Annotated in this window: 36 protein-coding genes and 1 pseudogene; 35 read left to right on the top strand and 2 right to left on the bottom strand. The window is 51.8% G+C overall.

Annotation, left to right across the window (positions count from 1 at the left end):
- Window positions 1-296 precede the first annotated feature (296 nt).
- Complete coding sequence (locus GTGU_RS07350; RefSeq protein ID WP_038155389.1) at window positions 297-500, top strand: hypothetical protein; 204 nt, start codon at window positions 297-299, stop codon at window positions 498-500.
- A gap of 66 nt (window positions 501-566) precedes the next feature.
- Here the strand turns inward: GTGU_RS07350 and GTGU_RS07345 are convergent, their stop codons facing one another.
- On the bottom strand, window positions 567-1,274 hold the full coding sequence (locus GTGU_RS07345) for an XRE family transcriptional regulator (RefSeq protein WP_038155405.1): 708 nt from the start codon (window positions 1,272-1,274) through the stop codon (window positions 567-569).
- A 117-nt stretch (window positions 1,275-1,391) separates the two neighbouring features.
- Here GTGU_RS07345 and GTGU_RS07340 point away from each other — a divergent pair, with 117 nt between their 5' ends.
- The 17 genes and pseudogenes from GTGU_RS07340 (at window position 1,392) to GTGU_RS07265 (ending at window position 10,079) form a co-directional block, all read left to right on the top strand.
- Window positions 1,392-1,613, top strand: a complete 222-nt coding sequence (locus GTGU_RS07340) for a helix-turn-helix domain-containing protein (protein WP_038155387.1) — start codon at window positions 1,392-1,394, stop codon at window positions 1,611-1,613.
- Window positions 1,614-1,649: 36 nt separating this feature from the next.
- Window positions 1,650-1,970, top strand: coding sequence for a CII family transcriptional regulator (locus GTGU_RS07335; protein ID WP_038155385.1), 321 nt, complete (start codon window positions 1,650-1,652; stop codon window positions 1,968-1,970).
- A gap of 3 nt (window positions 1,971-1,973) precedes the next feature.
- Window positions 1,974-2,477: an HNH endonuclease signature motif containing protein gene (locus tag GTGU_RS07330; RefSeq protein ID WP_038155382.1), complete on the top strand. Its 504-nt coding sequence runs from the start codon at window positions 1,974-1,976 to the stop codon at window positions 2,475-2,477.
- Window positions 2,474-2,728: a hypothetical protein gene (locus GTGU_RS07325; protein WP_038155380.1), complete on the top strand. Its 255-nt coding sequence runs from the start codon at window positions 2,474-2,476 to the stop codon at window positions 2,726-2,728. Before GTGU_RS07330 ends, GTGU_RS07325 begins: the two co-directional genes overlap by 4 nt.
- A 73-nt stretch (window positions 2,729-2,801) precedes the next feature.
- Entirely contained in the window at window positions 2,802-2,948 is a 147-nt protein-coding gene (locus GTGU_RS26065; RefSeq protein WP_169741171.1) for a hypothetical protein, read from the top strand.
- Window positions 2,941-3,770: pseudogene (locus GTGU_RS26995) on the top strand (replication protein). The gene GTGU_RS26065 and the pseudogene GTGU_RS26995 overlap by 8 nt, the downstream one beginning before the upstream one ends.
- Window positions 3,767-5,164: a DnaB-like helicase C-terminal domain-containing protein gene (locus GTGU_RS07315; protein WP_038155376.1), complete on the top strand. Its 1,398-nt coding sequence runs from the start codon at window positions 3,767-3,769 to the stop codon at window positions 5,162-5,164. The pseudogene GTGU_RS26995 and the gene GTGU_RS07315 overlap by 4 nt, the downstream one beginning before the upstream one ends.
- Complete coding sequence (locus GTGU_RS07310; protein WP_038155374.1) at window positions 5,164-5,460, top strand: DUF4406 domain-containing protein; 297 nt, start codon at window positions 5,164-5,166, stop codon at window positions 5,458-5,460. Before GTGU_RS07315 ends, GTGU_RS07310 begins: the two co-directional genes overlap by 1 nt.
- The gene (locus GTGU_RS07305; RefSeq protein ID WP_038155372.1) at window positions 5,457-5,762 is read left to right on the top strand and encodes an ead/Ea22-like family protein; all 306 of its coding nucleotides are present in this window, start codon (window positions 5,457-5,459) and stop codon (window positions 5,760-5,762) included. The genes GTGU_RS07310 and GTGU_RS07305 overlap by 4 nt, the downstream gene beginning before the upstream one ends.
- Window positions 5,759-5,971 carry a hypothetical protein gene (locus GTGU_RS07300; RefSeq protein ID WP_038155369.1) on the top strand — a complete coding sequence of 71 codons (213 nt, stop codon included), beginning with the start codon at window positions 5,759-5,761 and terminating at the stop codon, window positions 5,969-5,971. Before GTGU_RS07305 ends, GTGU_RS07300 begins: the two co-directional genes overlap by 4 nt.
- Window positions 5,968-6,519, top strand: a complete 552-nt coding sequence (locus tag GTGU_RS24425) for a hypothetical protein (RefSeq protein WP_038155367.1) — start codon at window positions 5,968-5,970, stop codon at window positions 6,517-6,519. The genes GTGU_RS07300 and GTGU_RS24425 overlap by 4 nt, the downstream gene beginning before the upstream one ends.
- A gap of 271 nt (window positions 6,520-6,790) precedes the next feature.
- The gene (locus GTGU_RS26550) at window positions 6,791-7,333 is read left to right on the top strand and encodes a BRO-N domain-containing protein (RefSeq protein ID WP_245609594.1); all 543 of its coding nucleotides are present in this window, start codon (window positions 6,791-6,793) and stop codon (window positions 7,331-7,333) included.
- Window positions 7,334-7,533: 200 nt separating this feature from the next.
- Window positions 7,534-7,986 (top strand): recombination protein NinB, encoded by a 453-nt coding sequence (locus tag GTGU_RS07285; protein WP_038155364.1) that lies wholly within the window; start codon window positions 7,534-7,536, stop codon window positions 7,984-7,986.
- Window positions 7,976-8,275 (top strand): DUF1364 family protein, encoded by a 300-nt coding sequence (locus GTGU_RS07280; protein WP_001245609.1) that lies wholly within the window; start codon window positions 7,976-7,978, stop codon window positions 8,273-8,275. Before GTGU_RS07285 ends, GTGU_RS07280 begins: the two co-directional genes overlap by 11 nt.
- Entirely contained in the window at window positions 8,272-8,628 is a 357-nt protein-coding gene (locus GTGU_RS07275) for a RusA family crossover junction endodeoxyribonuclease (protein WP_038155359.1), read from the top strand. The genes GTGU_RS07280 and GTGU_RS07275 overlap by 4 nt, the downstream gene beginning before the upstream one ends.
- A complete protein-coding gene (locus tag GTGU_RS07270; protein ID WP_084222758.1) occupies window positions 8,628-9,311 on the top strand; it encodes a hypothetical protein in 684 nt (227 codons plus the stop codon). Before GTGU_RS07275 ends, GTGU_RS07270 begins: the two co-directional genes overlap by 1 nt.
- A gap of 198 nt (window positions 9,312-9,509) precedes the next feature.
- Window positions 9,510-10,079: a hypothetical protein gene (locus GTGU_RS07265; protein WP_038155357.1), complete on the top strand. Its 570-nt coding sequence runs from the start codon at window positions 9,510-9,512 to the stop codon at window positions 10,077-10,079.
- Here the strand turns inward: GTGU_RS07265 and GTGU_RS26055 are convergent.
- Entirely contained in the window at window positions 10,060-10,209 is a 150-nt protein-coding gene (locus GTGU_RS26055) for a hypothetical protein (RefSeq protein WP_169741170.1), read from the bottom strand. The genes GTGU_RS07265 and GTGU_RS26055 overlap by 20 nt on opposite strands.
- A gap of 163 nt (window positions 10,210-10,372) precedes the next feature.
- On the opposite strand from GTGU_RS26055, the gene GTGU_RS07260 reads away from it, so the two are divergent.
- The 17 genes from GTGU_RS07260 to GTGU_RS07180 all read left to right on the top strand — a co-directional run.
- Entirely contained in the window at window positions 10,373-10,765 is a 393-nt protein-coding gene (locus tag GTGU_RS07260) for a phage holin family protein (protein WP_038155355.1), read from the top strand.
- Window positions 10,752-11,039, top strand: coding sequence for a phage holin family protein (locus tag GTGU_RS07255; RefSeq protein ID WP_038155352.1), 288 nt, complete (start codon window positions 10,752-10,754; stop codon window positions 11,037-11,039). The genes GTGU_RS07260 and GTGU_RS07255 overlap by 14 nt, the downstream gene beginning before the upstream one ends.
- Window positions 11,039-11,671 carry a glycoside hydrolase family 19 protein gene (locus tag GTGU_RS07250; protein ID WP_038155349.1) on the top strand — a complete coding sequence of 211 codons (633 nt, stop codon included), beginning with the start codon at window positions 11,039-11,041 and terminating at the stop codon, window positions 11,669-11,671. The genes GTGU_RS07255 and GTGU_RS07250 overlap by 1 nt, the downstream gene beginning before the upstream one ends.
- On the top strand, window positions 11,668-12,219 hold the full coding sequence (locus GTGU_RS07245) for a hypothetical protein (protein WP_084222757.1): 552 nt from the start codon (window positions 11,668-11,670) through the stop codon (window positions 12,217-12,219). Before GTGU_RS07250 ends, GTGU_RS07245 begins: the two co-directional genes overlap by 4 nt.
- 58 nt (window positions 12,220-12,277) lie before the next feature.
- Window positions 12,278-13,060: a hypothetical protein gene (locus tag GTGU_RS07240; RefSeq protein ID WP_038155346.1), complete on the top strand. Its 783-nt coding sequence runs from the start codon at window positions 12,278-12,280 to the stop codon at window positions 13,058-13,060.
- Complete coding sequence (locus GTGU_RS07235; RefSeq protein WP_038155343.1) at window positions 12,984-14,390, top strand: PBSX family phage terminase large subunit; 1,407 nt, start codon at window positions 12,984-12,986, stop codon at window positions 14,388-14,390. Before GTGU_RS07240 ends, GTGU_RS07235 begins: the two co-directional genes overlap by 77 nt.
- Window positions 14,390-15,838, top strand: a complete 1,449-nt coding sequence (locus tag GTGU_RS07230; protein WP_038155341.1) for a DUF1073 domain-containing protein — start codon at window positions 14,390-14,392, stop codon at window positions 15,836-15,838. The genes GTGU_RS07235 and GTGU_RS07230 overlap by 1 nt, the downstream gene beginning before the upstream one ends.
- 70 nt (window positions 15,839-15,908) lie before the next feature.
- The gene (locus tag GTGU_RS07225; protein WP_038155393.1) at window positions 15,909-16,442 is read left to right on the top strand and encodes a phage minor head protein; all 534 of its coding nucleotides are present in this window, start codon (window positions 15,909-15,911) and stop codon (window positions 16,440-16,442) included.
- Window positions 16,443-17,074: 632 nt separating this feature from the next.
- Window positions 17,075-18,271 carry a DUF2213 domain-containing protein gene (locus GTGU_RS07220; protein ID WP_038155391.1) on the top strand — a complete coding sequence of 399 codons (1,197 nt, stop codon included), beginning with the start codon at window positions 17,075-17,077 and terminating at the stop codon, window positions 18,269-18,271.
- Between the two features lie 2 nt (window positions 18,272-18,273).
- Entirely contained in the window at window positions 18,274-18,768 is a 495-nt protein-coding gene (locus tag GTGU_RS07215) for a structural cement protein Gp24 (RefSeq protein ID WP_038155339.1), read from the top strand.
- A 14-nt stretch (window positions 18,769-18,782) separates the two neighbouring features.
- Window positions 18,783-19,724 (top strand): DUF2184 domain-containing protein, encoded by a 942-nt coding sequence (locus GTGU_RS07210; RefSeq protein ID WP_038155337.1) that lies wholly within the window; start codon window positions 18,783-18,785, stop codon window positions 19,722-19,724.
- A 45-nt stretch (window positions 19,725-19,769) separates the two neighbouring features.
- Window positions 19,770-20,051, top strand: a complete 282-nt coding sequence (locus GTGU_RS07205; RefSeq protein ID WP_038155335.1) for an STY1053 family phage-associated protein — start codon at window positions 19,770-19,772, stop codon at window positions 20,049-20,051.
- Complete coding sequence (locus GTGU_RS07200; RefSeq protein ID WP_038155333.1) at window positions 20,020-20,436, top strand: DUF4054 domain-containing protein; 417 nt, start codon at window positions 20,020-20,022, stop codon at window positions 20,434-20,436. The genes GTGU_RS07205 and GTGU_RS07200 overlap by 32 nt, the downstream gene beginning before the upstream one ends.
- Window positions 20,436-20,939 carry a hypothetical protein gene (locus tag GTGU_RS07195; protein ID WP_038155331.1) on the top strand — a complete coding sequence of 168 codons (504 nt, stop codon included), beginning with the start codon at window positions 20,436-20,438 and terminating at the stop codon, window positions 20,937-20,939. The genes GTGU_RS07200 and GTGU_RS07195 overlap by 1 nt, the downstream gene beginning before the upstream one ends.
- Entirely contained in the window at window positions 20,939-21,343 is a 405-nt protein-coding gene (locus tag GTGU_RS07190; protein ID WP_038155329.1) for a hypothetical protein, read from the top strand. Before GTGU_RS07195 ends, GTGU_RS07190 begins: the two co-directional genes overlap by 1 nt.
- Complete coding sequence (locus GTGU_RS07185; RefSeq protein WP_038155326.1) at window positions 21,336-21,887, top strand: phage neck terminator protein; 552 nt, start codon at window positions 21,336-21,338, stop codon at window positions 21,885-21,887. Before GTGU_RS07190 ends, GTGU_RS07185 begins: the two co-directional genes overlap by 8 nt.
- 2 nt (window positions 21,888-21,889) lie before the next feature.
- Window positions 21,890-22,142: DUF3383 family protein (locus tag GTGU_RS07180; protein ID WP_038155323.1), on the top strand; the 253-nt coding region annotated here is incomplete at its 3' end.

Below are 22,142 nucleotides of genomic sequence, written 5' to 3'. Positions count from 1 at the left end.
AGACTTTGTGTTCTTCGAGAATCTTTTTCAAATCTGCCATATTCATTTTTATCTCCTGCCCGTAAGCTGGGCTGCTGAACGTAAAACAAGACTTCTGCGCTTAATCTCTGGCGGTGGATGGCCGCCAGCTGTCGATGTTTCGTTTCGACGAACTTATTAAACACTGTGTGTATGTTATTGTCAACATTGCGTTTATTTATTTTGTTGATTAAATTGTTTATTGTTGATTTTAATGCTGATTTATTTTTTGCTGGTATAAGTGATATGCTGTAAAAAACATCAATCAGGGATTGGATATGTCGAACGAAGATAGATTTTTTGCAGAACTGCATCCGGAAGTGGTGTCAGTTATCGGGTCTGCTGTCATGCAGTTGCTTGTTGAGGAGCAAGAGATATCACGAGAATCGATCATTGAGATGATTCAGGTGCTATGGCAGGAGGATAGTGCGGACTTAGCTGTAGAGCTGGCTATTGATGTGCTGTCGTTACCGAAAGAGTAGGGCAGTAAAAACCCGACGCGAAGGCCGGGTTATAGCACTTTTTTACACCCGCTGTCAGGCCACGAGTTAGTAGTCCAGTACTGACCACCAGAACACGCGTCCAATTATTTCTATACTATTTAGATGCTTATCTTCTGGTGGATATTCTTCCGCGTTGTAGCTACGAATGCTGACAGCATCAGGACCAATCCGATGAAGCATCTTGACGCGCTTCCAGCCATCTTCATTGATGGCGTATATCTTGCCATCAACAATCTTCTTGTCCTCGGTATTGACCGCCACAGTTGTTCCGTCAGGAATATTTGGTTCCATGCTGTTTCCACGAGCAGGGAAGCAAAGAATTCCATGACCGTCAGTACTTGCCCCTATTCGACGTAATGTAGCTTTGGAGAATCTCAACTTGAACCCATTGTAGTCTTCGTCGCCAATGCTTCCGTCACCACAGGCAAACTCAATATCTTTCAGGAATGGGACCTCTACCTCATCGTTCCTGATGGGGGTTTTGCTGTCCCATACTTCTACTGTCTCCCACTCTGATTCTGGCGGGATGCTGCTTTCCAGCTCCTTCTTTGGAGAACCAGATCCATTTAATAACCAGTCAAGAGAATAGCCTAACTTTTCAGATATTTGTTGAGCAGCTTCGCGACTTAACGCATCTCTTTTTATCCAGTTGTGGACGGTCTGAGGGCTGGTCGATAAAGCCTCGGCCAAATCCCGCTGCTTCAACCCTTCCCTTGCCAGTAAAAATTTAATTCTTTCCGAAATACTACTCATAAAACCCTCCGCTTCCTGCATGATAAACAGCATGTGTATTTTTTCAATCACCATAATGTTGACTTAATCAATATCAATGGTTAACATATCGTTGATTACATATGAATGGAGTAAACCATGATCAACAAAAAAAGTAATGCCGTAACGCCTTTAGACCTCGCTATCAATGCCGTTGGTGGCTCTCAGAAGACACTGGCTGAAAAGGTTGGAGTAACACCTCAGGCCATCAACATGCTGAAAAAGCGTGGCGGAAGACTGCCAATAGCAAAACGCTCCCAGTATGAAGCGGCAACCGGGCTTCCAAGAGAGGTTCTTTACCCAGAAATCTATGCCGATTAATCAGTGGCATATGTTTTTACAAGGGGATTATCACCAATGGAGAACGCAATCGCACGAAAGTTAGACCCGCCAGTTATCAATCCGGTTGAGATAGAAAGCGTCCTGCTCAACCGGCTTGCATTAGTGGGCCAGAAGTCTTACGCCGAGCATATGGGCATCAGCGAGTCGACAGCCAGCAGGCGTAAAGCCGAAGGGCATTTCAGCACCATGGCGAAAGAGCTGGCCTTCCTGGGTATTCAGGCCGCGCCACCGGAAGCGGTGCTAGTGTCGCGTGAATATCTGGCCTCAGTCGAAACACTCGCTGATATCGGGCTGAAAGCCGAACGGGCAAGGCCGGGGCCGCTGGGGTGGGATTAAGCCATGAACCACATCAGCCAGCAGAAAGTACTCGAATATCTCCAATACGATCCTGAAACAGGAGAGTTTCGTTGGAAGGTTAGTTCGAACGGAAGAATTAAGGTCGGCCAGTTGGCCGGATGCCTTGAGTTAACGGGGTATATAAAAATTCGCATTGAGGGGAAAGCTTTCGGAGCACACCGTTTGGCGTGGATTGCAGTAAACGGCGAGGTCGGCGACTTGTTCATTGACCATATCAACGGTGACAGAACCGATAACAGAATCTCAAACCTTTGGGTTGCTACACGGATTGAGAACTCAAGAAACAGGCGTGACCAGAAAAATAAAAGAGGAGCAAGAGGGGTTTATTGGAATAAGCCATATGGCAAATGGCAAGCAAGTGGATTTAAGGATGGGAAGCTCATCAGCCTCGGATATTTCGAGGATAAATCAGAAGCAGCAAAAGTTGCAGCAGAGTTTATAAAAAATGAATACGGCGAATTTTGCCCGTATTTGGAGGCGCTATGAGCTGGGAAAGCTTCATCGAGAAGCACGTACGCGAGTCTCTCATCAAACAGGGGTTCACAGTTGCAGTGGCTCAGGGGGGGGCATTTCAGGCTGTCGATATGTACAAGCGGATGTCTCAGGCAAGTCGCAAGGGGAGGATTTTTGATGATGTGTTACGCCACGCAAAACTGTGGGCAGAGAAGCAGCAGTTACCCGCTGACCGCTTTGAGAAGCGAAAAGTTAAACGGAACGCCCAGCCGGGCCTGTTCTGAAAAGGCGAAAGCCGCAGTGCACGAACACATGCGGCCTTCTAGTGCAAAAACCAGAGTAATTGCAGGAGGAATAATGGCAAAAAACAATCGCTATTACCAGACCGCTGTACATAAAAACAATACCCGCGACCGCTTCGTGCGTTCGATTAATCCGGTAGTGGCCGAGAAGATGCGCGCCATCCTGGAGGAGTTGAAGCGTAAGGAGAAAAGCCGTGGGTAATCTCGCAACAGTCATACCAATCAGACCGGCTCTTACGGCCGTGGAGCGTCAGGTGGCAGATCTTGATGATGGTTTTACGCGCTTGGCAAACATGCTTCTGGAAGAATACGCAGGCGCTGACCTGACGAAGCGACAATTCAAAGTCCTGCTTGCTGTTCTGCGCCTGACTTATGGGTGGAATAAGCCCATGGACAGGATTGCCAATTCTCAGATTGCTCAGATAGCAAGGCTGCCAGAAAAGCGCGTGAGTGAAGCGCGCGTCCAGCTCGTCGGAATGAACCTGCTAACCCAGGTTGGAAGGAGCATTGGACCGAATAAAAACACCGCCGAATGGTTACTACCAGTCGGTGAAAGCTGCGATACAGAAAATCCCTCAAATCAGGGTATACCTCAAAATGAGGGAAAATCCCCTAAATCAGGGGAAGAAGAATCCCTCAATTTAGGGGAACACCAAAGACATATAAATACATTAAATACTAATACCCCCCAACCCCAGAGGGGGAGTGTGTCGGGCAGGAAGAAAAACCTGTCTCAAAGAAAAACCCGATCGACTACCAGGCGGTACTGTCTGCATACAACACCACCCTGGGAGACCGCCTTCCCCAGGCAGAGGCACTAAACGACAAACGTCGCCGTGCTATCAAACGCCTGCTGACCGAACTGAAAGAGCCAACCGTCGAGGCTGTGGAGAATTACTTCGCCGCTTTCGCTGAACGAGCACCAAAGTTTTATTTCGGTGAGAACGACAGAGGCTGGCGCGCCAGTTTCGATTATCTGTTGCGCTCTGACACCCTGCTGAAAACCAGGGAGAAGGCGCTATGACAGACATGAACATGATCCCGCAGAACATCGAAGCCGAACAAAGTGTGCTGGGCGGCATGATGCTGGATAGCGGTAGCGATCGCTGCCAGACCGCCATGTCGATGCTCAAACCAGAATCGTTCTACATCCGCCCCCACCAGGTGATTTTCGCCGAGATGCGGGAGCTGGTAGCCAATCAGAAGCCTATCGACCTGATCACCCTGATTGAGTCGCTGGAGTCGAAAGGGCTTGGCGAGCAGGCTGGTGGATTCGCTTACATGGCCGAGATATCCAAAAACACTCCCAGCGCGGCGAACATCGTTCACTACGCCATGCTGGTGCGCGAGAAAGCCATGGAGCGCTACGGCATAGACAAGCTGACCAGCGCCATCGAGCTGCTGTATTCCCGCAACGGGATGACCACCAGCCAGAAGTTTGACGCTATTCAGACCCTGTTCACCGATATCGCTGACTACGCGAAAACCGGTAACCGCCGAGGGCTCCGCGAGTTTTCGGAAGTGATGGGAGACTGGGTGGACGAGGTGGAAGCGCGCTGGAGCGACTCAGACGCAACGCGTGGACTGTCGACGGGGATTGGCTCGCTGGATGACCTGCTGCAACCGAAAGGGCTGGTTAAAGGCGCTTTGATGGTGATCGGCGCACGTCCAAAGATGGGTAAAACCACGCTGTATAGCCAGCTGGCCGTCAACTGTGCCGAGGTTGAGCAGCTTCCCGCGCTGATGTTCAGCCTTGAGATGCCGGATAAGCAGATTGTGGAGCGCATGATCGGGCAGGTCAGCCGCGTTAATACCGACGTGTTTTATGGCGATCGGTACGACGACGCGCAAGTGGCAATGGCTTTTGCTGCTGGTGGACGTCTGGCCCAGACCGGGAATCTTTACGTCGACGACACGCCCAGGATCACGCTGGCGCACATCGTCGCAGAGTCACGCCGCATTAAACGCGAACGCGGCGCTGTCGGCATGGTGCTGGTGGATTACCTGACCCTAATGACTGCCGACAAGGCCGACCGTAACGACCTGGCCTACGGGATTATCACGAAGGGGCTGAAGAACCTTGCGAAGGAACTGAACTGCATCGTGGTGCTGCTTACCCAGCTGAACCGAGATCTGGAGAAGCGCACCAACAAACGCCCGATGCCGAGTGATTCCCGCGACACCGGGCAGATTGAGCAGGATTGTGATTACTGGATCGGAATCTACCGCGAAGGTGCATACGACGAAAACGCAGATCAGGCGGCTACCGAATTGCTGTTGCGCCTGAACCGCCACGGCCCGACCGGCGTTGTGTATTGCGACCAGCGCAACGGTGCGATCTACGACTGTGACCAGGCTGCCGCTGAGCAGAAACGCCGCGCGAATGATGCCAGACCCAACAAAAAGAGGGAATTTTGATGAAAATTTACATTGCTGGGCCAATGACCGGCATTCCGAAATATAACCGTCCTGCGTTCCATTTTGAGGCTATGCGCCTGGCTTCGGAAGGCCATGTGGTGTTAAACCCCGCGACGCTTCCCGATGGCTTGAGCAAGCCAGAGTACATGGATATCTGCTGCGCAATGCTCCGCTGTTCTGATGCGGTTTTCATGTTGCGGGGCTGGGAAAAGTCTGATGGCGCTGTTGCTGAACATGCGCTGGCAAAAACAATTGGTCTTGAGATTATCACAGAATGCCGGGAGGCCACCAAATGAGCAACATCGACAAACAGGCACTGCGTGAAGCGGCGGAAAGGGGAATTAAAAACGGCGATTTGGCGGTTCCCGTAGTTCCGGGGTTGGTGATAACGCTGCTGGATGAGCTGGAAGCCGCAGAGAAGCGCATAGCAGAACTGGAAGCAAAGCTGGAAGTTGCCGACAAATTGCAGGATAGCGCGTTTCGTCATGGTCTCCAGCATGGCTTTAGTTACGGGCAGACAAATGACCAGACAGGATACGGACAATGCCTGGAGTCTTATAGTTCGCGAGGTAAAGACAAGTTGAGGACTAACCCATGAGCACTATTACCAAAATAGCGACAGTCATCACTATGTTTGTCATCCCGGCAGCAATGGCGGACGAAAACCCCCACTGCGTTGCAGTCACCGATAGCTACAACGTCACTACCGTTCAATGTGACAACGGGACGGTAACGGTAACCAGTGGAGCGAAGAAAACAGCGGTTATTTGCAACTCAAGCCTTAACTGCCGGGAGATAAAACTATGACCACTATTACCAGAGCAGAGATTGAGCACTATCTGCACGCGGCAGAACAGGTGCAACTCAACGGCTTCGACAGAGGTAAGCTCATCACAGTTCCACCCTGGCACATGGTTGATCTGGCGCGTATCGCGCTGGCATCGCTCGAAGCGGAGCCTGTGGGTACCAGACTGCCACCGCGCGCACCTGAAAACCTCGCTTCATGCCTGGATGGCTATAAAAACTGGCTCGTGGCAACAACGTTTCGCGATACGTGGAACGCCTGTCTTGCGGAAGTTGTCAGGTTGAACACTGGCAACTCTCCGGTGATTCCGGATGGTTGGGTGATGGTGCCTAAGCGCCTAACCTCTGAGAATGGAGCTAAGAGCTTGCTGGTCGGTGAGTTTTCAGAAACAAAATTTATAAGCTGCCCTGAGTGTTTTGGTGATGACGAATGCGAAACATGCGATGGCAGCGGTCAAATTGAAATTACAGTTCCTGTTAGTTGGACGACCATCAAAGCAATTTGGGATAAAGGTGTCGAGCATTTATCAGCAGCACCGAAGCAGGAGTGATTGACACAACCTGATATCCGGGGCTATATTTCAGGTGCAGCCGCAAAATCGACTGCCGGGATTGGCATCCCGGATGTTAAGAGGCGACACCAGACGCGCCAGCGTCTTTTTTATTGTCGCAAGCACGGCCACATTCGCATTATGGTGGGCTGTGTGGGGGCGGAGAAATCCGCGCCGGTTCCTCTTACCCGGTTATGCCAACCCTGCACAGTTCACCACCCAATGATTGGCATCTGACGGTGGTGATTAACTCAGTTAAGAGGAAATCACTATGGCAACCGCACTCGCATTCCATAACACAAGGTTCAACGTTGTAAATCGAAATAATCAGATCTGGCTTTCCAGTAAAGAACTCGCGCAGGCATTAAAATACGCCAGCACCAAAGCAGTGACCGATATCTACAACAAAAACACTGATGAGTTTTCAGATGGAATGTCTCAGGTCGTCGAATCAACGACCTCAGGGAATTACCGCAAAAAAGTGCGCATTTTCTCCCTTCGCGGCGCTCACCTGATAGCCATGTTCGCTCGTACTCCGGTTGCCAAAGAATTCCGCCGCTGGGTACTGGATATTCTTGATCGGGAGGTTGGCGAGCCAGTAACAAAACCTGTTCCAGCCAGCCCGACTCATCGCCACAATTCACCAACCTTCCGCTACATCATCACCCTGACCTACAAAGACGTGGTGACAGGTCAGGAAGAAACCTTCCGTGGCGGCGCTAACACACCCGGTGAAATCATCCAGGGTACGGCTAAGCGGTTCGGCATTTTTGTGTCGGAGATGATAACGATGCCCGTTGGTGCATATTACTAAATCAACGTCACACAACATTTGATAATCGGCTATCACTGAGCCATAATTGATCCGTCAGCGGCCTGAACAACCCTGACGGACTTCTGCGCATTTAAGGGGACTTAAATGCGACCACAATCTGAACTCTTCACCTTGCCACAGATGCAGAAATGCACCTGCGATTTTCTTCATTCTGCGTTTTACCTCTCAGGAGGTGAAGCGTGAGCCAGCAATTCCACCTCGTTAACGAAAGCGTTAAGCAGAATGCTATCAACTATATCCGCTCACTGCCGGTAGACCAGAAGAGACCGCTGGTTCTAGATATCAAGGAGATGACGCGTACACTCCAGCAAAATTCAAAATTATGGCCTCTTCTGAAAGACCTTTCTGACCAGGTTATCTGGTTCGGTAACAAATACGATTCCGCCGACTGGAAAGACCTCATTACCGCACTGGTAGCAAAATCGAAGAAGCAAGAGCAGCGAATGGCGCCCGGGCTCGATGGCGGAGTTGTGATGTTCGGTCAGCGTACCAGCAAAATGACTGTCCGCCAGATGGTGGAAGTCATTGAGGCTATCTACTGGTTCGGCACTCAGCAGGGTGTGAAATTCAGCGATAAATCCCGCATTGAAATCGAGTGGGCAAAGCGTTGGGGGGACAGCAATGCGAAATAACCCCAGTCAGAAAACCTATCGCAGCAAAAAATGGCTCGCTGCTGTCGGGCAGATCGAGCAGTGCGTGTTATGCGGCTCATGGGGGACGCAGGTAGCCCATCGCAATGAAGGCAAAGGCATGGGCCTGAAAGCCGATGATTGCGCCACGGCGGCGATCTGCGTTTGCTGCCACGACAGCATCGACAATGGGAGCAAGCTATCGCGCGACGAACGTCGCCAACTTATGGACCGCGCTATCGTTCTGACCGTTATCCAGATCGCCCGCCTTGGGCTGGTGGTGCCTGCATGAAAATTTACGACATCACCCCAGTACCTAAGCCACGACAAACCCGCGCTGACAAATGGAAAACACGGCCAGCGGTCATGCGTTACCGCGCATTCTGCGATGAAGCACGCCTGCGCAAAATCAATCTTCCTGAGTCTGGCGCGCATATCACATTCGTTATGCCAATGCCCCCAAGCTGGAGCAAGAAGAAACGGGAGCAATTCGACGGCAAGCCACACAAATCAAAACCAGACTGCGACAACATGCTCAAAGCGTTGATGGATGCGCTATTCGATGATGATTCCGGCATCTGGGATTGTCGCATCACGAAGCTATGGGGCGAGAAAGGCCAGATCATCATTCGGGAGAACGGATAATGACACGCAACGACATTAACAATTATCAGAAAGCGTCTGTTGAGCGAACCAACCCGCAAAACGCCTGGGTGATGCTGGCAGCAGTACCGCGCAGATCTTACCTGGGCAAATACCGCCGACTGACACCATCGCAAAGCCGTTGGGTTCGTTCGTTGCTGAACCACTGGGGCGGAATGTATGGGGGCAGCGGAACAGAGCACCTTTCTGGTGGCGGTGGTATGTGGTCAATGATATTGACCGGCTGGACAGGCGAACAGCAGGAGCGGATCGCTACCGTATTGTCTGGTCTGCGTAAAATTGGCTATACCGGCGATGCGTTGTTTGAGCAGGCGAAAGCCATCATCTGGCCGAAGAAATCACTTTCTGACCTGATCGGCAACGCCGTGGATCAGGAGGAGGCTGCATTCATGGAGTCTATCATCCTGAAGTCCTTCAAGCCGGGTAATCCCGTGTATGAGATAGGGAAGGATTATTACACCTGGCGGAAAACAATTAATGGCATGGCCCGATGGATGCAATATTACTACGCGCCATTTCTGACCGAAAAGCAGTGTATTGACCGTGTGCGCTGGTGTATTGAGTTGTTCAACTCTGCTGTCTTCTTCACGTTAAAAGATGAATTAGGCTTCGAAAATGCAAAAACTTGCGAAAAAGACTTGAAAACGAGTTTTGAAACTGCATAATTCAGATATGCTCGGACGTCAAAGGCGAAAGAGCTTACCCACCAGCAGAGATGCCTTGCGCGGAGCGGTGGGAACCATATGAAACTGATTATGAACCCTGCCACGGCGGGGTTTTGTCGTTTCTGGAGCCAGCAATACTAGTCATTGCGACATTCAGGTAAAATTGAATGCATTTCAGAGCCCTTGATAGGTGAAAAAATGATAAATATACCCGATGATTTTTTTCTGGATGCAGATGATGATCTCGTCGATTTCCTTGAGAATCAGGGCGAGGCATCCATCAGGGAAACCTATCAATCGAACACTATCAATATTGAGAATGGATATAAATTACTCAATATTCAAATTGTAGGGATTGGTTCATCATTCCTGCTGCTGACACAGAAGACAAGCTGGGACTATTTAACAGCGGGACTTACGGCTTTTATTTTTTTGTGGACGTGGTGTGCGATTCATCTGGTTCACGCTGGGCTTTCCGCTAAGGTGCGCGCTCTTATTCATTCGCCTCCGGAATGTCTGTACACAGAGACATATAAAAATATCACTGATTTGAATTATCAGTATCTGCGGAATAATGGTTACACCGGACCTAAAGCGGTTCTACCAGTTCTGCGCCGGTATCGGCTTAAAAACTTAACGGATACTGCAGATGAACTACGCACATTAAACACAACCCTTAGGAAGAGTCTTGACAGGGCGAGAATGGTAACAATCCTCGCCCCGGTAATCGCATTGATTGCTTCAGCGATTACTTTTTGCTTTTCCTGAATTGTTCGGCAGAATCGCCAACCAATACGCGTTTAGTCGTAAAGTCAGCAGAACCTTGTGACGGTGTTGGTTTTTGTTCCGCAGGTTGTTGTGGTTTGCTATCACCCTGCGACTGTTTAGGTTGAGACATGAAAATCCTCCATTTCTGAGTGGTTACTTCTGGCGATTTAACGATATCAGATGTGGTGATATGCCGCCACCGGGCGGCAACCATTCAAAGGCTGCGCATTTGCGTGGCCTTTTTTTATTCCCCTCGTTCAGAGAGGATTTACAGCAATAAAAGAGGGGGCTAAATGTCCGATCCTGTTTCCGGTACTGCCGTTGCGGCCGGAGGGCTGCTTGGTGCAAGTATGTACGGCCTGGCGACAAGTACTGATTTTGGCGTGGTGTTTGGTGCATTCGCTGGCGCAGTGTTTTATGTCGCCACTGCCGCCAACGTTACCATGCTCAGGCTGATTTTTTGTTTCCTGACATCTTTCATCGTCGGCGTGCTGGGGGCTGATCTGTTCGGTTCAATGCTGGCAGCGTGGACAGGGTACAATGACAAACCGTTAGATGCGCTGGGGGCTGTGATTGTTTCGGCGATCACTATCAAGGCGCTGACCTTTATCAATGTGCAGGGGCTGGACTCGCTGTTGGACGTTCTTTCGCGATTGCGCGGAGGGGGTAAAGATGGTGACAAGTGACCTGACATCGCTTTTTAATGCTGTTATCTGCGCGGTGATTGTTCTGGCACTGATGCTTTATCAGCGCCAGCGGCACGGTGCACGTAATCGCCCGTTAATTTCCGTTCTGGCGTATGTTCTTGTTCTGATTTACGCCACTATTCCGTTTCGTTTTGTATTTGGTCTCTACCATGATTCGAACTGGCTGGTAGTCACCGGAAACGTCTTAATCTGCGCGGTTGTTCTCTGGTACCGGGGAAATGTGGCGCGGATCATAGCTGCACTGAGGCACTAATGAACCAATCACAATTTCAGCAGGCGGCTGGTATCAGCGCCGGGTTAGCTGCGCGCTGGTTTCAGCCAGTCGATGCGGCAATGAGAGAGTTCGGGATTACAGCACCGGCAGATATCGCGATGTTTATCGCACAGGTCGGGCACGAAAGTGCCGGATTCACTGTTGTCACGGAAAATCTCAATTATCGCGCCGATAAACTGGTGGGAATATTCGGTGCCAGGCGGATTACTCAACAACAGGCTGATGCGCTGGGCAGAACGACAGAGCATCCCGCACGTCCGGATGCGATTGCCAACCTGGTTTATGGCGGGGACTGGGGTTACAAAAACCTCGGGAACAAGGCTAATGGTGACGGCTGGAAATATCGCGGTCGCGGGTTGATTCAGGTCACCGGGCTGAACAACTACCGTAGCTGTGGCGCTGCGCTCAAACTCGACCTGGTTGCCACGCCTGAACTGCTCGAACAGGAACTGCATGCTGCACGTTCGGCAGCATGGTTCTACACCTCCAGAGGCTGCATGGCTTACGGTGCTGATGTTCGCGCTGTGACCAAAATTATCAACGGCGGTATTAATGGCCTCGATGATCGTCGACTCCGCTACAACAAAGCGCGGGCGGCGCTGCTGGTATGACAACGTCATTCATGGCATTCGTAAAGGCGTACTGGAAGGCCATAGCGCTGGTGGTTGTCGTCGTGATAATCGCTGCTCCGTACATTATGCTGGCAAACAGTCGCGCAGATCTTGCCACAATACAGAGCGATAATAACGTCCTGCGTAATGACAACAATCTACAAAGTCAGGTTATTGCCACTCAGGCATTCAATTTCAGCCGCTTTAATCAGGTGGCAGATAACACCAACCGATTAAATTCGCTGATTGATGCCAGTACAGATAAAACCATCATTGAGTACCGGGAGATCCTTAATCGTGAAAAAACCTGTGATCTGCCTGTTCCTGCTGATGTCGCTGGTGGGCTGCTCGAATACGCGAACAGTTTACGTACCAGCGCAATGCACCCCTATTCCGGTGGAGCTGACGCAGCCAGTGATAGCGCCGCTCCCACCGACACGCTGACGTATTGCCAGGCCGTTCTCTGGATCAAGCCACTGCTGGCTGCCATCGAAAAAGCGAATAACCAGCTGGCGGGCATCCGTCAAATCGAGCAGGACAGGCAATAGCATTACAGAGTTCTTCTCTTAGGGGCTTCGGTAATGACAAGCAGGAAGGTGATCAGATATGGCAAAACCGGACTGGGGAGCACTGCAACACCAGTTCCTCGCCGAGCATGCTAAATCCGGTATCTCCCCCAAAGACTGGTGTGAAGCGCAGGGACTGAATTACGCCAGCGCAAAGCGCTATATCAAAATTGCGAATAGTGGTGCGAATTCGCAAAAAAAAAATGCGAATAAAACTGCGAATTCGCAGAAAGAGAAGAAGGCCGCTTCTAAGCCTGCGCTGTTGTCTCGCGAAAAGTGCGAAACAGGCAAAGTCGCAAAATCATCAGAAACGAAACCGATACGCGGATCGCGCACAGCGCCCCCGATCAATCCGTTCGCTCCCGGCAATCAGCACGCGCTCAAACATGGGGGCTACGGTCGCCGTTTGCTTCTGTCAGACGCAACCAGTGAAGACGCGCAATCGCTTAGCCTTGATGACGAATTATTCTGGCTGCGCGCTGCTAACCTCACGGCTGCTGAGAATATCGGACGCTGGTGCGCGATGATGGACGACGCTGCTGACGAAGATGAGAGACGGCAATTTCTGGATAACATCAGCGCCGCCGAGAAAGCCATGCACCGCAACACGGCGCGCATTGAATCGCTGGAGCTAACCAAAGCCTCTATCGGGCATCGCCTGGCAACCGCTGAAAAAGTAACGCTTGAAGCTGACCGCCTTAAACGTGAGGCGGGCGATCCGAATAACAATGCACCTCGCGGACTGAATGACTTCTATGCAGACATCGAAACCGACACTGAATCCGGCGCTTCGTCCGTTCTGGACGACGAGAGCCAGGAATAAGGTTCTTTACGGTGGTCGGTCATCGTCAAAATCGTGGGACGCTGCCGGATTCGCTATTTTTCTTGCTGACCATTACCCGCTGCGTTTTCTCTGTACACGTCAGATACAGAACAAAATCGAGGAATCGGTTTACGCTCTGCTGAAAATTCAGATTAACCGATTTGGCCTGCGCCATCGTTTCCGCATTCTCGACAACAAAATCATCAACCGTCACACCGGGGCCGAGTTTATTTTTTACGGTCTGTGGCGACATATTGAAGAGATAAAGTCGCTGGAAAGCGTGGACGTGCTCTGGAATGAAGAGGCGCACGCCATCACAGAGGCGCAATGGGAAATTCTTGAGCCGACTATTCGGAAAGAGGGATCCGAATGCTGGTTTATCTTTAACCCGCGTCTGGTAACGGATTACGTCTGGCGCAACTTCGTTATTGATCCGCCACCCAATACGCTGGTGCGGAAGATCAACTACGAAGAAAACCCATTCCTTAGCAGCACCATGAAAGACGTCATTAATGCGGCGAAAACGCGCGACCCGGAAACTTTCGAACATGTTTACCTCGGCGTGCCACGCACCGATGACGATAACGCAGTGATCAAACTGTCGTGGGTTGAAGCGGCGATTGATGCGCATAAAAAACTTGGCTTCGAACCGTCCGGGCGTAAGCGCCTTGGCTTCGACGTAGCCGACAGCGGCGCGGATAAATGCGCCAATGTCTACCGCTATGGATCAATTGTCTACTGGGCTGATGAGTGGAAGGCTAAAGAGGACGAGCTGATGAAAAGTTGTAACCGTACCTATAACGCCGCTCTCGAACGCGGTGCTGAAATCGTCTATGACTCAATCGGTGTGGGTGCTGGTAGTGGCTCGAAATTCGAGGAAATTAACGCCGATCGTAAAGCGGCTGATCCCTGGCGTTCGACCGCCGTTCAATACACCAAATTTAATGCCGGCGAAGGCGTACACGAACCGGATGAAGTGTATCAGCCCGGCATCCTGAATAAGGACTTCTTCGCAAATCTCAAAGCGCAGACCTGGTGGCTGGTGGCAGAGCGGTTTCGTAATACCTATAACGCAGTGAAGAACGGCGAGAAGTTCGACGTTGACCAGATGATCAGCATCGACAGCGATTGCCCGCTGCTGGAAAAGCTGAAATACGAACTTTCAACGCCACACCGCGATTTTGATAAAAACGGGCGCGTCATGGTGGAGAGTAAGAAAGACCTCGCCAAACGCGACGTTCCATCACCAAACATTGCCGACGCCTTCATTATGTCGTTCGCACCTACCGATACATCTGTGGACGTCTGGCGCATTCTCGGGAGTCAGTAATGGTAAGAAAACAGAAAATCGCAACAACTGACTCTTACGATAACTTTGTTGCTCGTGTGGGGTTGCAGCAGCCTAACCAGCACGCAGCATCAACATACCGCGCCAATTACACCAGCAGGAACCGTCTGCTGATTGAATGGGCGTATCGCTCGTCGTGGATCATTGGCGTAGCCGTTGATGCCATCGCTGATGATATGACAAAAAAAGGCGTGCGCATTACCAGTGAGATTGACCCGAAGCGTCGCGGCATTCTGGAATCGAAGTTTGAAGAACTACAACTCTGGGATGCTCTGAACGAGGCGCTGAAATGGTCCCGGCTTTATGGTGGGGCCGGAGCGTTAATCCTGATTGAAGGACAGGCACCACTAACCCCGCTCATACTGGACAAAGTTGGAAAAGGCAGCTTTAAGGGGCTGGCTGTTCTCGACCGATGGATGATTAATCCGCAGTTGGGACGCCGTATTAAAGCGCTCGGTCCAAATCTCGGCAAACCAGAATTCTACGACATCGTGACGACGGCGCAGGGTTTGCCAGCCTGGACACTGCACCACAGCCGCCTTATTCGCATGGACGGTGTTAAGTTGCCATATCAGCAGAGAGTAACCGAAAACGAATGGGGAATGTCTGTCGTTGAACGCATCTTTGACCGCCTGACATCGTATGACAGTACCACTGTTGGCGCTGCACAACTTGCTTACAAAGCACATCTGCGCACTGCAAAAATCAAAAAACTTCGCGAGATCATCGCTATGGGCGGGAAGCCATTTGAGGCGCTGATCAAGCAAATGGATATGGTGCGCCAGTTTCAGACGAATGAGGGCATGTCACTCTTCGATGCTGAAGATGAGTTCGAGACGCACTCTTATTCGTTTGCCGGTTTGTCAGATCTGCTGAGCGAGTTCAAAGAAGACATTGCCGGTGCTGTTGGTATCCCCCTTGTGCGTATGTTCCGCCAGTCACCGAAGGGTTTTTCAACCGGTGAGGCTGACCTGGCAAACTATTACGGTGATGTTGGCACACAGCAGGAGCGCGATTTACGCCCCCATATTCGCCTGCTGTTCGATGTATTGCATCGTTCGGAGTTCGGGGAACCTCTGCCAGATGATTTTTCCTTCGAATTCAACCCGCTCTGGCAAATGAGCGACGTTGACCGTTCTACTGTGGCAACCAATACCACTATCGCTCTGGCAACCGCTGTTCGTGATTTGGGAATGTCGCCTGCCGCAGCACTTACCGATTTTCGGGAGCTGGCGGATGTGACGGGTATCGGCGCATCAGTTTCTGACGAGGATATCAAGAATGCGAAAGCCCAGTGGGAGGAGGATGAATCTGAAACCGAGCCTCCGCCGACGTTCGGAGATCCAGTACCGCAAAAGCCTGTTGGCGATAGCAAACCAGATCGGGGAAATCGTGGCGGCCTCTTACGATGGTTCACAGGCCAGCGTTGATAAGACAGGGCTGGTGCTTATCGACTATTCGGAGCTTATCAGTAACTGGGCGGAACAGGTCGGACAGAGGATGTTTGCCCAGGTTGAGCAGGAAGAGTGGAATCAGTGGCGATCGGTATCAGAGGAAATCGGGGCTGGACTGCGTGAAGTTGTCGGGAATACTCCTGTTGGGCAGGTAGCTCAGGATATTGTTTATCGCCAGATTCAGCTGATGAAATCACTGCCTCTGGAAGCTGCTGATCGCGTAATGGAGATACAGCAGCGGGCAATTCAGGCGGCAATTAACGGAGAGCGACCAGACCAGCTTTATGAGCAGATTCTTTCGTCTGGTGATGTGGCCGCCAGTAGGGCACAGCTAATAGCCCGCACTGAGATCGGAAGGGCTACAGGTGCCATAACACAAGCTCGGGCGCTGGCTGTTGGTTCTGAGGGTTACTGGTGGCGTATTGAGGGTGTTGGTACTCGTGATTCTCACCGAAGAATGAAAGATAAATTTGTTCGCTGGGATAACCCGCCGACACTGGACGGTATGACCGGACACGCCGGATGTTTACCCAACTGCAAATGCTGGTCGGAAGTGCACATACCAGAGGCAAGGAAATGATACGTATCAATTTTGTTGACGCCGACAGGTGGATAACGGTTCACCCTGGAGGCGCAAAAAAGAACAAAGGATCACCGGTACTTATCGGAGAGGATGGAACGGTTAAAGGTGGCATGGGTGGTAAGTTTACGGGGCAAAAGATAAATGAAATCAGGAAGTCTCATGCCGGAGAGCCGAAAGAACAGCAGGAAACCACTGCACCACGGGAACTGACAATTCAGGAAAAGCTAAAAGCTGCAATCGCCGCAGCAGAAGCAGTGAAAGCGGCTAAGCCGTTAAAAGCCGTTTCTCCGGTAGCAGAAGCCAGAAAGTCGATGCGTGACGTTTTTAGCGCTAATGGACTGAGGCCAATTCCCAAAGACGTAGAAAACATCTTCATCAAAATTGCACGCAATCAACTAAAGCGCGGGGGAGGGATGCCTTTCCCCCGAGGGGAGATAGATTTGCGGTATACCGGCATTTCAAGTGCGGAAGCAGACAAACTGACTGAGCAAAAGGACTTGTTTACTGCCAACCCTCACAACGGATGGAAGGTTACCCCTGCGGATGAACGTTTTCAGCTGGCAGTTGCGGTAGCAATGCGAAAACTGAAGAACAGTTCAACCGGGGATGCGCAAAGCAGAAACAACCCCATTAAATATTTCTTTAAAACCCGCCTGGGAAACACCCGTTTTCAGCTGGCCGATGGATCGGTTCTGTTCAAGGACGTTCCTATCGGGCGAACCGGTGAACAGGTTTATGGCGCGGAAGAACTGCCGGAATTAACCCCTGACAGCGACGGGTTGATTGTTGTCCGCCGGACGCCTGAGGAAGTGTTCAGCGAACGCACCATCGCTTCTTTTGAAGGCATGGCCGTCACCATCGGCCACCCTAAAGACTTCAACGGCAACATCATTTTTGTCACGCCGGAGAACTGGCGCAGACTGGCAAACGGCCATATTCAGAACGTCAGACGCGGAGAGGGAGAGAATCACGATCTGCTGCTGGCTGACGTCATCGTCAAAACGCCGGAGGCTGTTCAGGCGGTGGAAGACGGGGACGACGAGGTAAGTTGCGGCTATGACGCTGACTACCGCCAAATCTCGCCGGGTGTCGCAGAGCAATATGCGATCACCGGTAATCATCTGGCCTTAGTCCCTAACGGGCGGGCTGGTTCACGTTGTGCACTGGGAGACGCTATGCCAAGCACTACTAAAAACTGGTTTACCCGGCTTTTAAAGGCCCGTAAAACCAATGACGCCGCCGAAATGGCGAACCTGATCGACAACCCGCCGGACAATATGACTGGCGATGATGATGTGACGTCATCCATGACACCGGGGGGCGTGGTAATTAACCTTTCACCGCAAAGCCCTATGCCAGCACCGACGTTACCCGTTACTGGCGACGAGGACGAAGATATCCCGGCGTGGGGGAAAGCGCTGATTGACGCTGTTGCAAAACTGACTCCGGCTGGTCCGGGAACAGCAGACGAAGATGAAGACGAGAAGGACGAAGAAGAGGGTGCCGTTACTGGCGACGCCGCTTATCGCGCAGATCTGATTCAGCCAGGCGTTCAGTTACCGGCGAAAGCAAAACCGACAGCGTTCAAACGCCAGATCCTTGCCGCAGCTGATCAGTCGCTGGTTCGTTCCGTTGTGGGCGATGCAGATGTGACAAAACTGAAAAAAGCCACGGTCGATATGGCATTCAACGCTGTTTCTGAACTGGCAAAAACCCGCAACACAGAAGCGAAAACTACCGACAGTTTCCGCTCCATGACCACAGCTACAACTAAGTCCATCGCGGAAATTAATAAGGCCGCGAAAGAACTCTGGAAACGAGGCTAAACATGGCAAATACCATTCTTTTACGGATGCCTTCTGGCATCGCCGGAGCTATTTCACGCCCGCATGATTTAACTGTTGAGTCTCACACGCTCGATTCCACAAAGCCATTTGCGGCGTATGGTCTTGGCGGGAAAATTGCTGGCGGTAAGTTTGTCCCTGTTGAGGCTGGTGACGCAGCTACTGTGCTGGCGGGCATTTTTGTTCGTCCATACCCGACGTCTTCACAACCCGACAAGGTTCGCCAGATTGGCTCTGGTTTCAATTTTTCAGGCGACAACCTGAAGCGTGGTTATGTAACGGTCAATATTGGCGGTAACGCTTCAGCGGTTGCCCTCAATGCGCCGGTTTATATGCGCGTTGGTACACCGTCAGCAAACAGCCCGCTTGGCGCATTTGTTGCTGCTGCCGACGGTACAAACACCGTACAGATCACCAATGCTTACTTCAATGGCCCCGGCGACGCTGACGGGAATATTGAACTGGCGTACAACATTTAAAGGGAGCATCAAAAATGCCAATGACCTTTGATCAGGCAACAGTCGACAGCACTGGTGCTTTCCTTGTTCATGAACTGGAGCGACTCGACCAGACGCTGAACCTTCCGCTGACATCGCAGACGTGGAGCCGCGATATCGAGTTGCGTGAAGACGTCTCTATCGCAGATGAGATGAGTTCTTTCACCAACACCACGTTTGCAGCAGCGGGCACGCCGAACGCAAACGGCAAGAACTGGATTAACCAGCTTTCAACCGCGATTGCCGGCCTGAATGTGGATATTGCTAAAACAGGCTTTCCTCTGGAGTTGTGGGGGATGGAACTCGGCTGGACGGTTGTTGAACTGGCCGCAGCAGCACAGGTTGGACGCCCTATCGACACCCAGAAATACGACGGCATGCAGTTGAAGTGGAATATGGATACTGACGAGCAGGTGTATATCGGGGATGCGGTGAAAGGTGCTAAAGGTCTGCTGAACCTGTCACAGGTTACACCGACTAACGCAACCAAGACCTGGGCGACGTCCACCCCTGACGAAATCCGTGCCAGTATCAACCAGGTACTGAGTAATGCGTGGGTTCGCTCTGCGTATTCAAAAGTGCCGGAAGATTTGCTGATCCCACCGGAACAGTATTCTTTCCTGGCGAGCACCATCGTTTCTTCTGCGGGTAACCAGTCACTGCTGACTTACCTCGAAACTAACACGATCGCTTTCCACCAGAACGGCAAGCCACTGAACATTCGCCCGGTTAAATGGGCTATTGGTCGTGGCGTGGCAAATGCGGATCGTATGGTGGCCTACACAAACGACAAAAAATTTGTGCGCTTCCCGATGGTTCCCCTCCAGAGTGTGCCGATTCAGTATCGTGGCATTTATCAGCTTGTGACCTACTACGGCAAGCTGGGTGCCGTTGAGCCGGTTTACCCGGAAACCCTGAACTACATGGATGGCATTTAATCCAGATACAGCCCCTTCACAGGGGCTTTTTTCTAAGGAATTCCAATGAAGAAAATCTATGTACTGACCGAGTTCAACTTCAACGACGGCACCAGCATCAGGACGTTTACTCCAGGTTTTCATGACGTCGAAAGCGATGTGGCTGATCACTGGTTCGTGAAGGCGCACTGTTCACCTGATGGTGAAGCACCGGTGCAGAACGTGGATCCGCGTAGCGCAGAACTTGAAACGCTGGCGGAAGAACAGGAAGCCCGTATTGCAGAGCTTGAAACGCAACTCGCAGAGGCTAAAGCCAATGGCAAAAAATCAAAGTCTGCCGACGCCTGAACAATTCCGCACTGACTTTCCGCAATTCGATGATGAAAACCGATATCCCACTCCGATGATTCGGGCTCGCCTTTCTCTGGCCGATGCGCTGATGAGCGAGTCGAGATTCGGCGAGGACGTTTTCCCCTATGTCGTTGAGTTGTTCGTGGCGCATTACATGGCGCTTTACGCAGCGGATCAGCGTGGTGCTGCGGCTGGTTCTTCCGGTGGTGCGAACAGCGGGGTGCAGACATCAAAATCAGTGGATAAGGTATCTGTAAGCTACGACGCTAGTACCACTCTTAATCCTGATGCCGGATTCTGGAATAACACCCGCTACGGCGCCGAGTATTGGGAATACCTGATGCTTTTCGGCGCCGGAGCAATCCAGTTGGGGACCCCGTAATGAAAAGCGGGCTGACAATACGTGCGGATAACGCCGCCTCTGTTCTGGAATCTCTCCGACAGCTTTCCGGTATGGATGTGCTGGTGGGTATTCCGGCAGATAACGCGGCGCGGGGAGACTCAACAATAAGTAACGCTGAGCTTGGCTATCTCCATTCGACGGGCGCCACGGTAGAAATCGACGGTGTTACCGTCACACTTCCGCCACGGCCGTTTCTTGAAATGGGGATAGAGGACTCGAAACCGCGTACCACTGCATGCCTGAAAGCGGCGGCAACGGCTGCGCTGGAGGGGAAAACAGCGGCGGCCAGAGTTCAGCTTGAAAGCGCTGGCCAGATTGCACGGGACGCCGCTAAAGGCGTGATAGGTGCTGGCGACCGCTTGCATCCTCTGTCTGATAAAACGCTCGAACGGCGACGTGCGGAAGGGCTTCCCGGCGATAAGCCGCTTTACGCACATGGCTATCTCCTGCGCTCCATTAACTACGTCGTGAGGGAAAAATAATGCCGTTTCTCGATGTGACGGAAGTTCTTCTCGACCCGGATTTTTGCGATACATCGCTGGTGTGCCACCGGCAGACCCAGACGCTGGATGAGGATAATTTCGCGACCAACGTGCCGCAGGATATTCCGTTTTCCGGGGTGGTGACTGTCGATCGCTCCCTCGAGGCAAAGCGCATGACCGCCGGTCAGAACACAAACGGCGCAATCCTCATCGTGACGCAGTTCAGATTAACCCAGGGCCAGCCCGGCTCAGACAGCTCACCGCGACTTGATGCGGATATCGTGACGTATGCCGGGCGCGACTATCGCGTGACGTTCGTCGACCCGTACACCCGTTACGGTGCCGGATTCGTCCAGGCACACTGTGAGCTGGTGGACTTTGACGGAGGGACGCCGGATGAGTAACGACAGCACCACGCGCGGATACCTGACGCCTTCTGCTGCTGGTGGGCCTGCCTACGATGAAGCGCTGGAAAGGGAAATCAGCCGGTGGATTCGCGGCGTAACCGGGTTACCGGCCAAAGCGGTTTTCCCCCGGTGGACGGATCCGCAACCGCCGATACCAAAAAACGGGATCACATGGTGTGCGTTTGGCATCACGACCGTACCGCTCCCCGGCATGTCGGCGAATATCCAGGTGGATGAGAATACTTCTGAGCAGTGGGCATGGGAGAGCGTGACGGTCATTTTATGCTTTTACGGTCCGCAGGGAGCCAGCACGGCGACGACTTTCAGAGCTGGTCTCTTTGTTGAGCAAAACAACACAGAGCTTAACCGCGTCGGACTATCCCTCAGCGATGCCGGCACCATTTATAACCTGCCCGAACTGATTAATAAGCAGTGGGTGAGGCGCTACGATCTCACCGTCACGCTGACCCGTAAAACCATCCGCACCTACAACATTAAATCTATCGTTGAACCCAACGTTACAATTTCAACCGGAGATTGATCATGGCGAAAGGCCTGCCGTTAAACCGCGTCACGAACGTGACTGTGACGCTTTCCGCCAGGGCAGCACAGGGCCGCAATTTTGGCTCGATGCTGATCCTGGGTAATTCAACAGTCATTCCCATTTCTGAGCGTCTTCGCCTGTACTCTGCACCGGATGATATCGGCGATGATTTTGGCGTGGACAGTGAAGAATATGCCGCCGCGGTTATCTGGTTCTCCCAGTCACCGCGACCGACTCAGGTCTACGTGGGGC

The organism is Trabulsiella guamensis ATCC 49490, assembly GCF_000734965.1.
GTDB classification, from domain to species: domain Bacteria; phylum Pseudomonadota; class Gammaproteobacteria; order Enterobacterales; family Enterobacteriaceae; genus Trabulsiella; species Trabulsiella guamensis.
The sequence above is the reverse complement of the archived record's forward strand: the minus strand, read 5'-3'. Positions and strand labels throughout refer to the sequence as shown.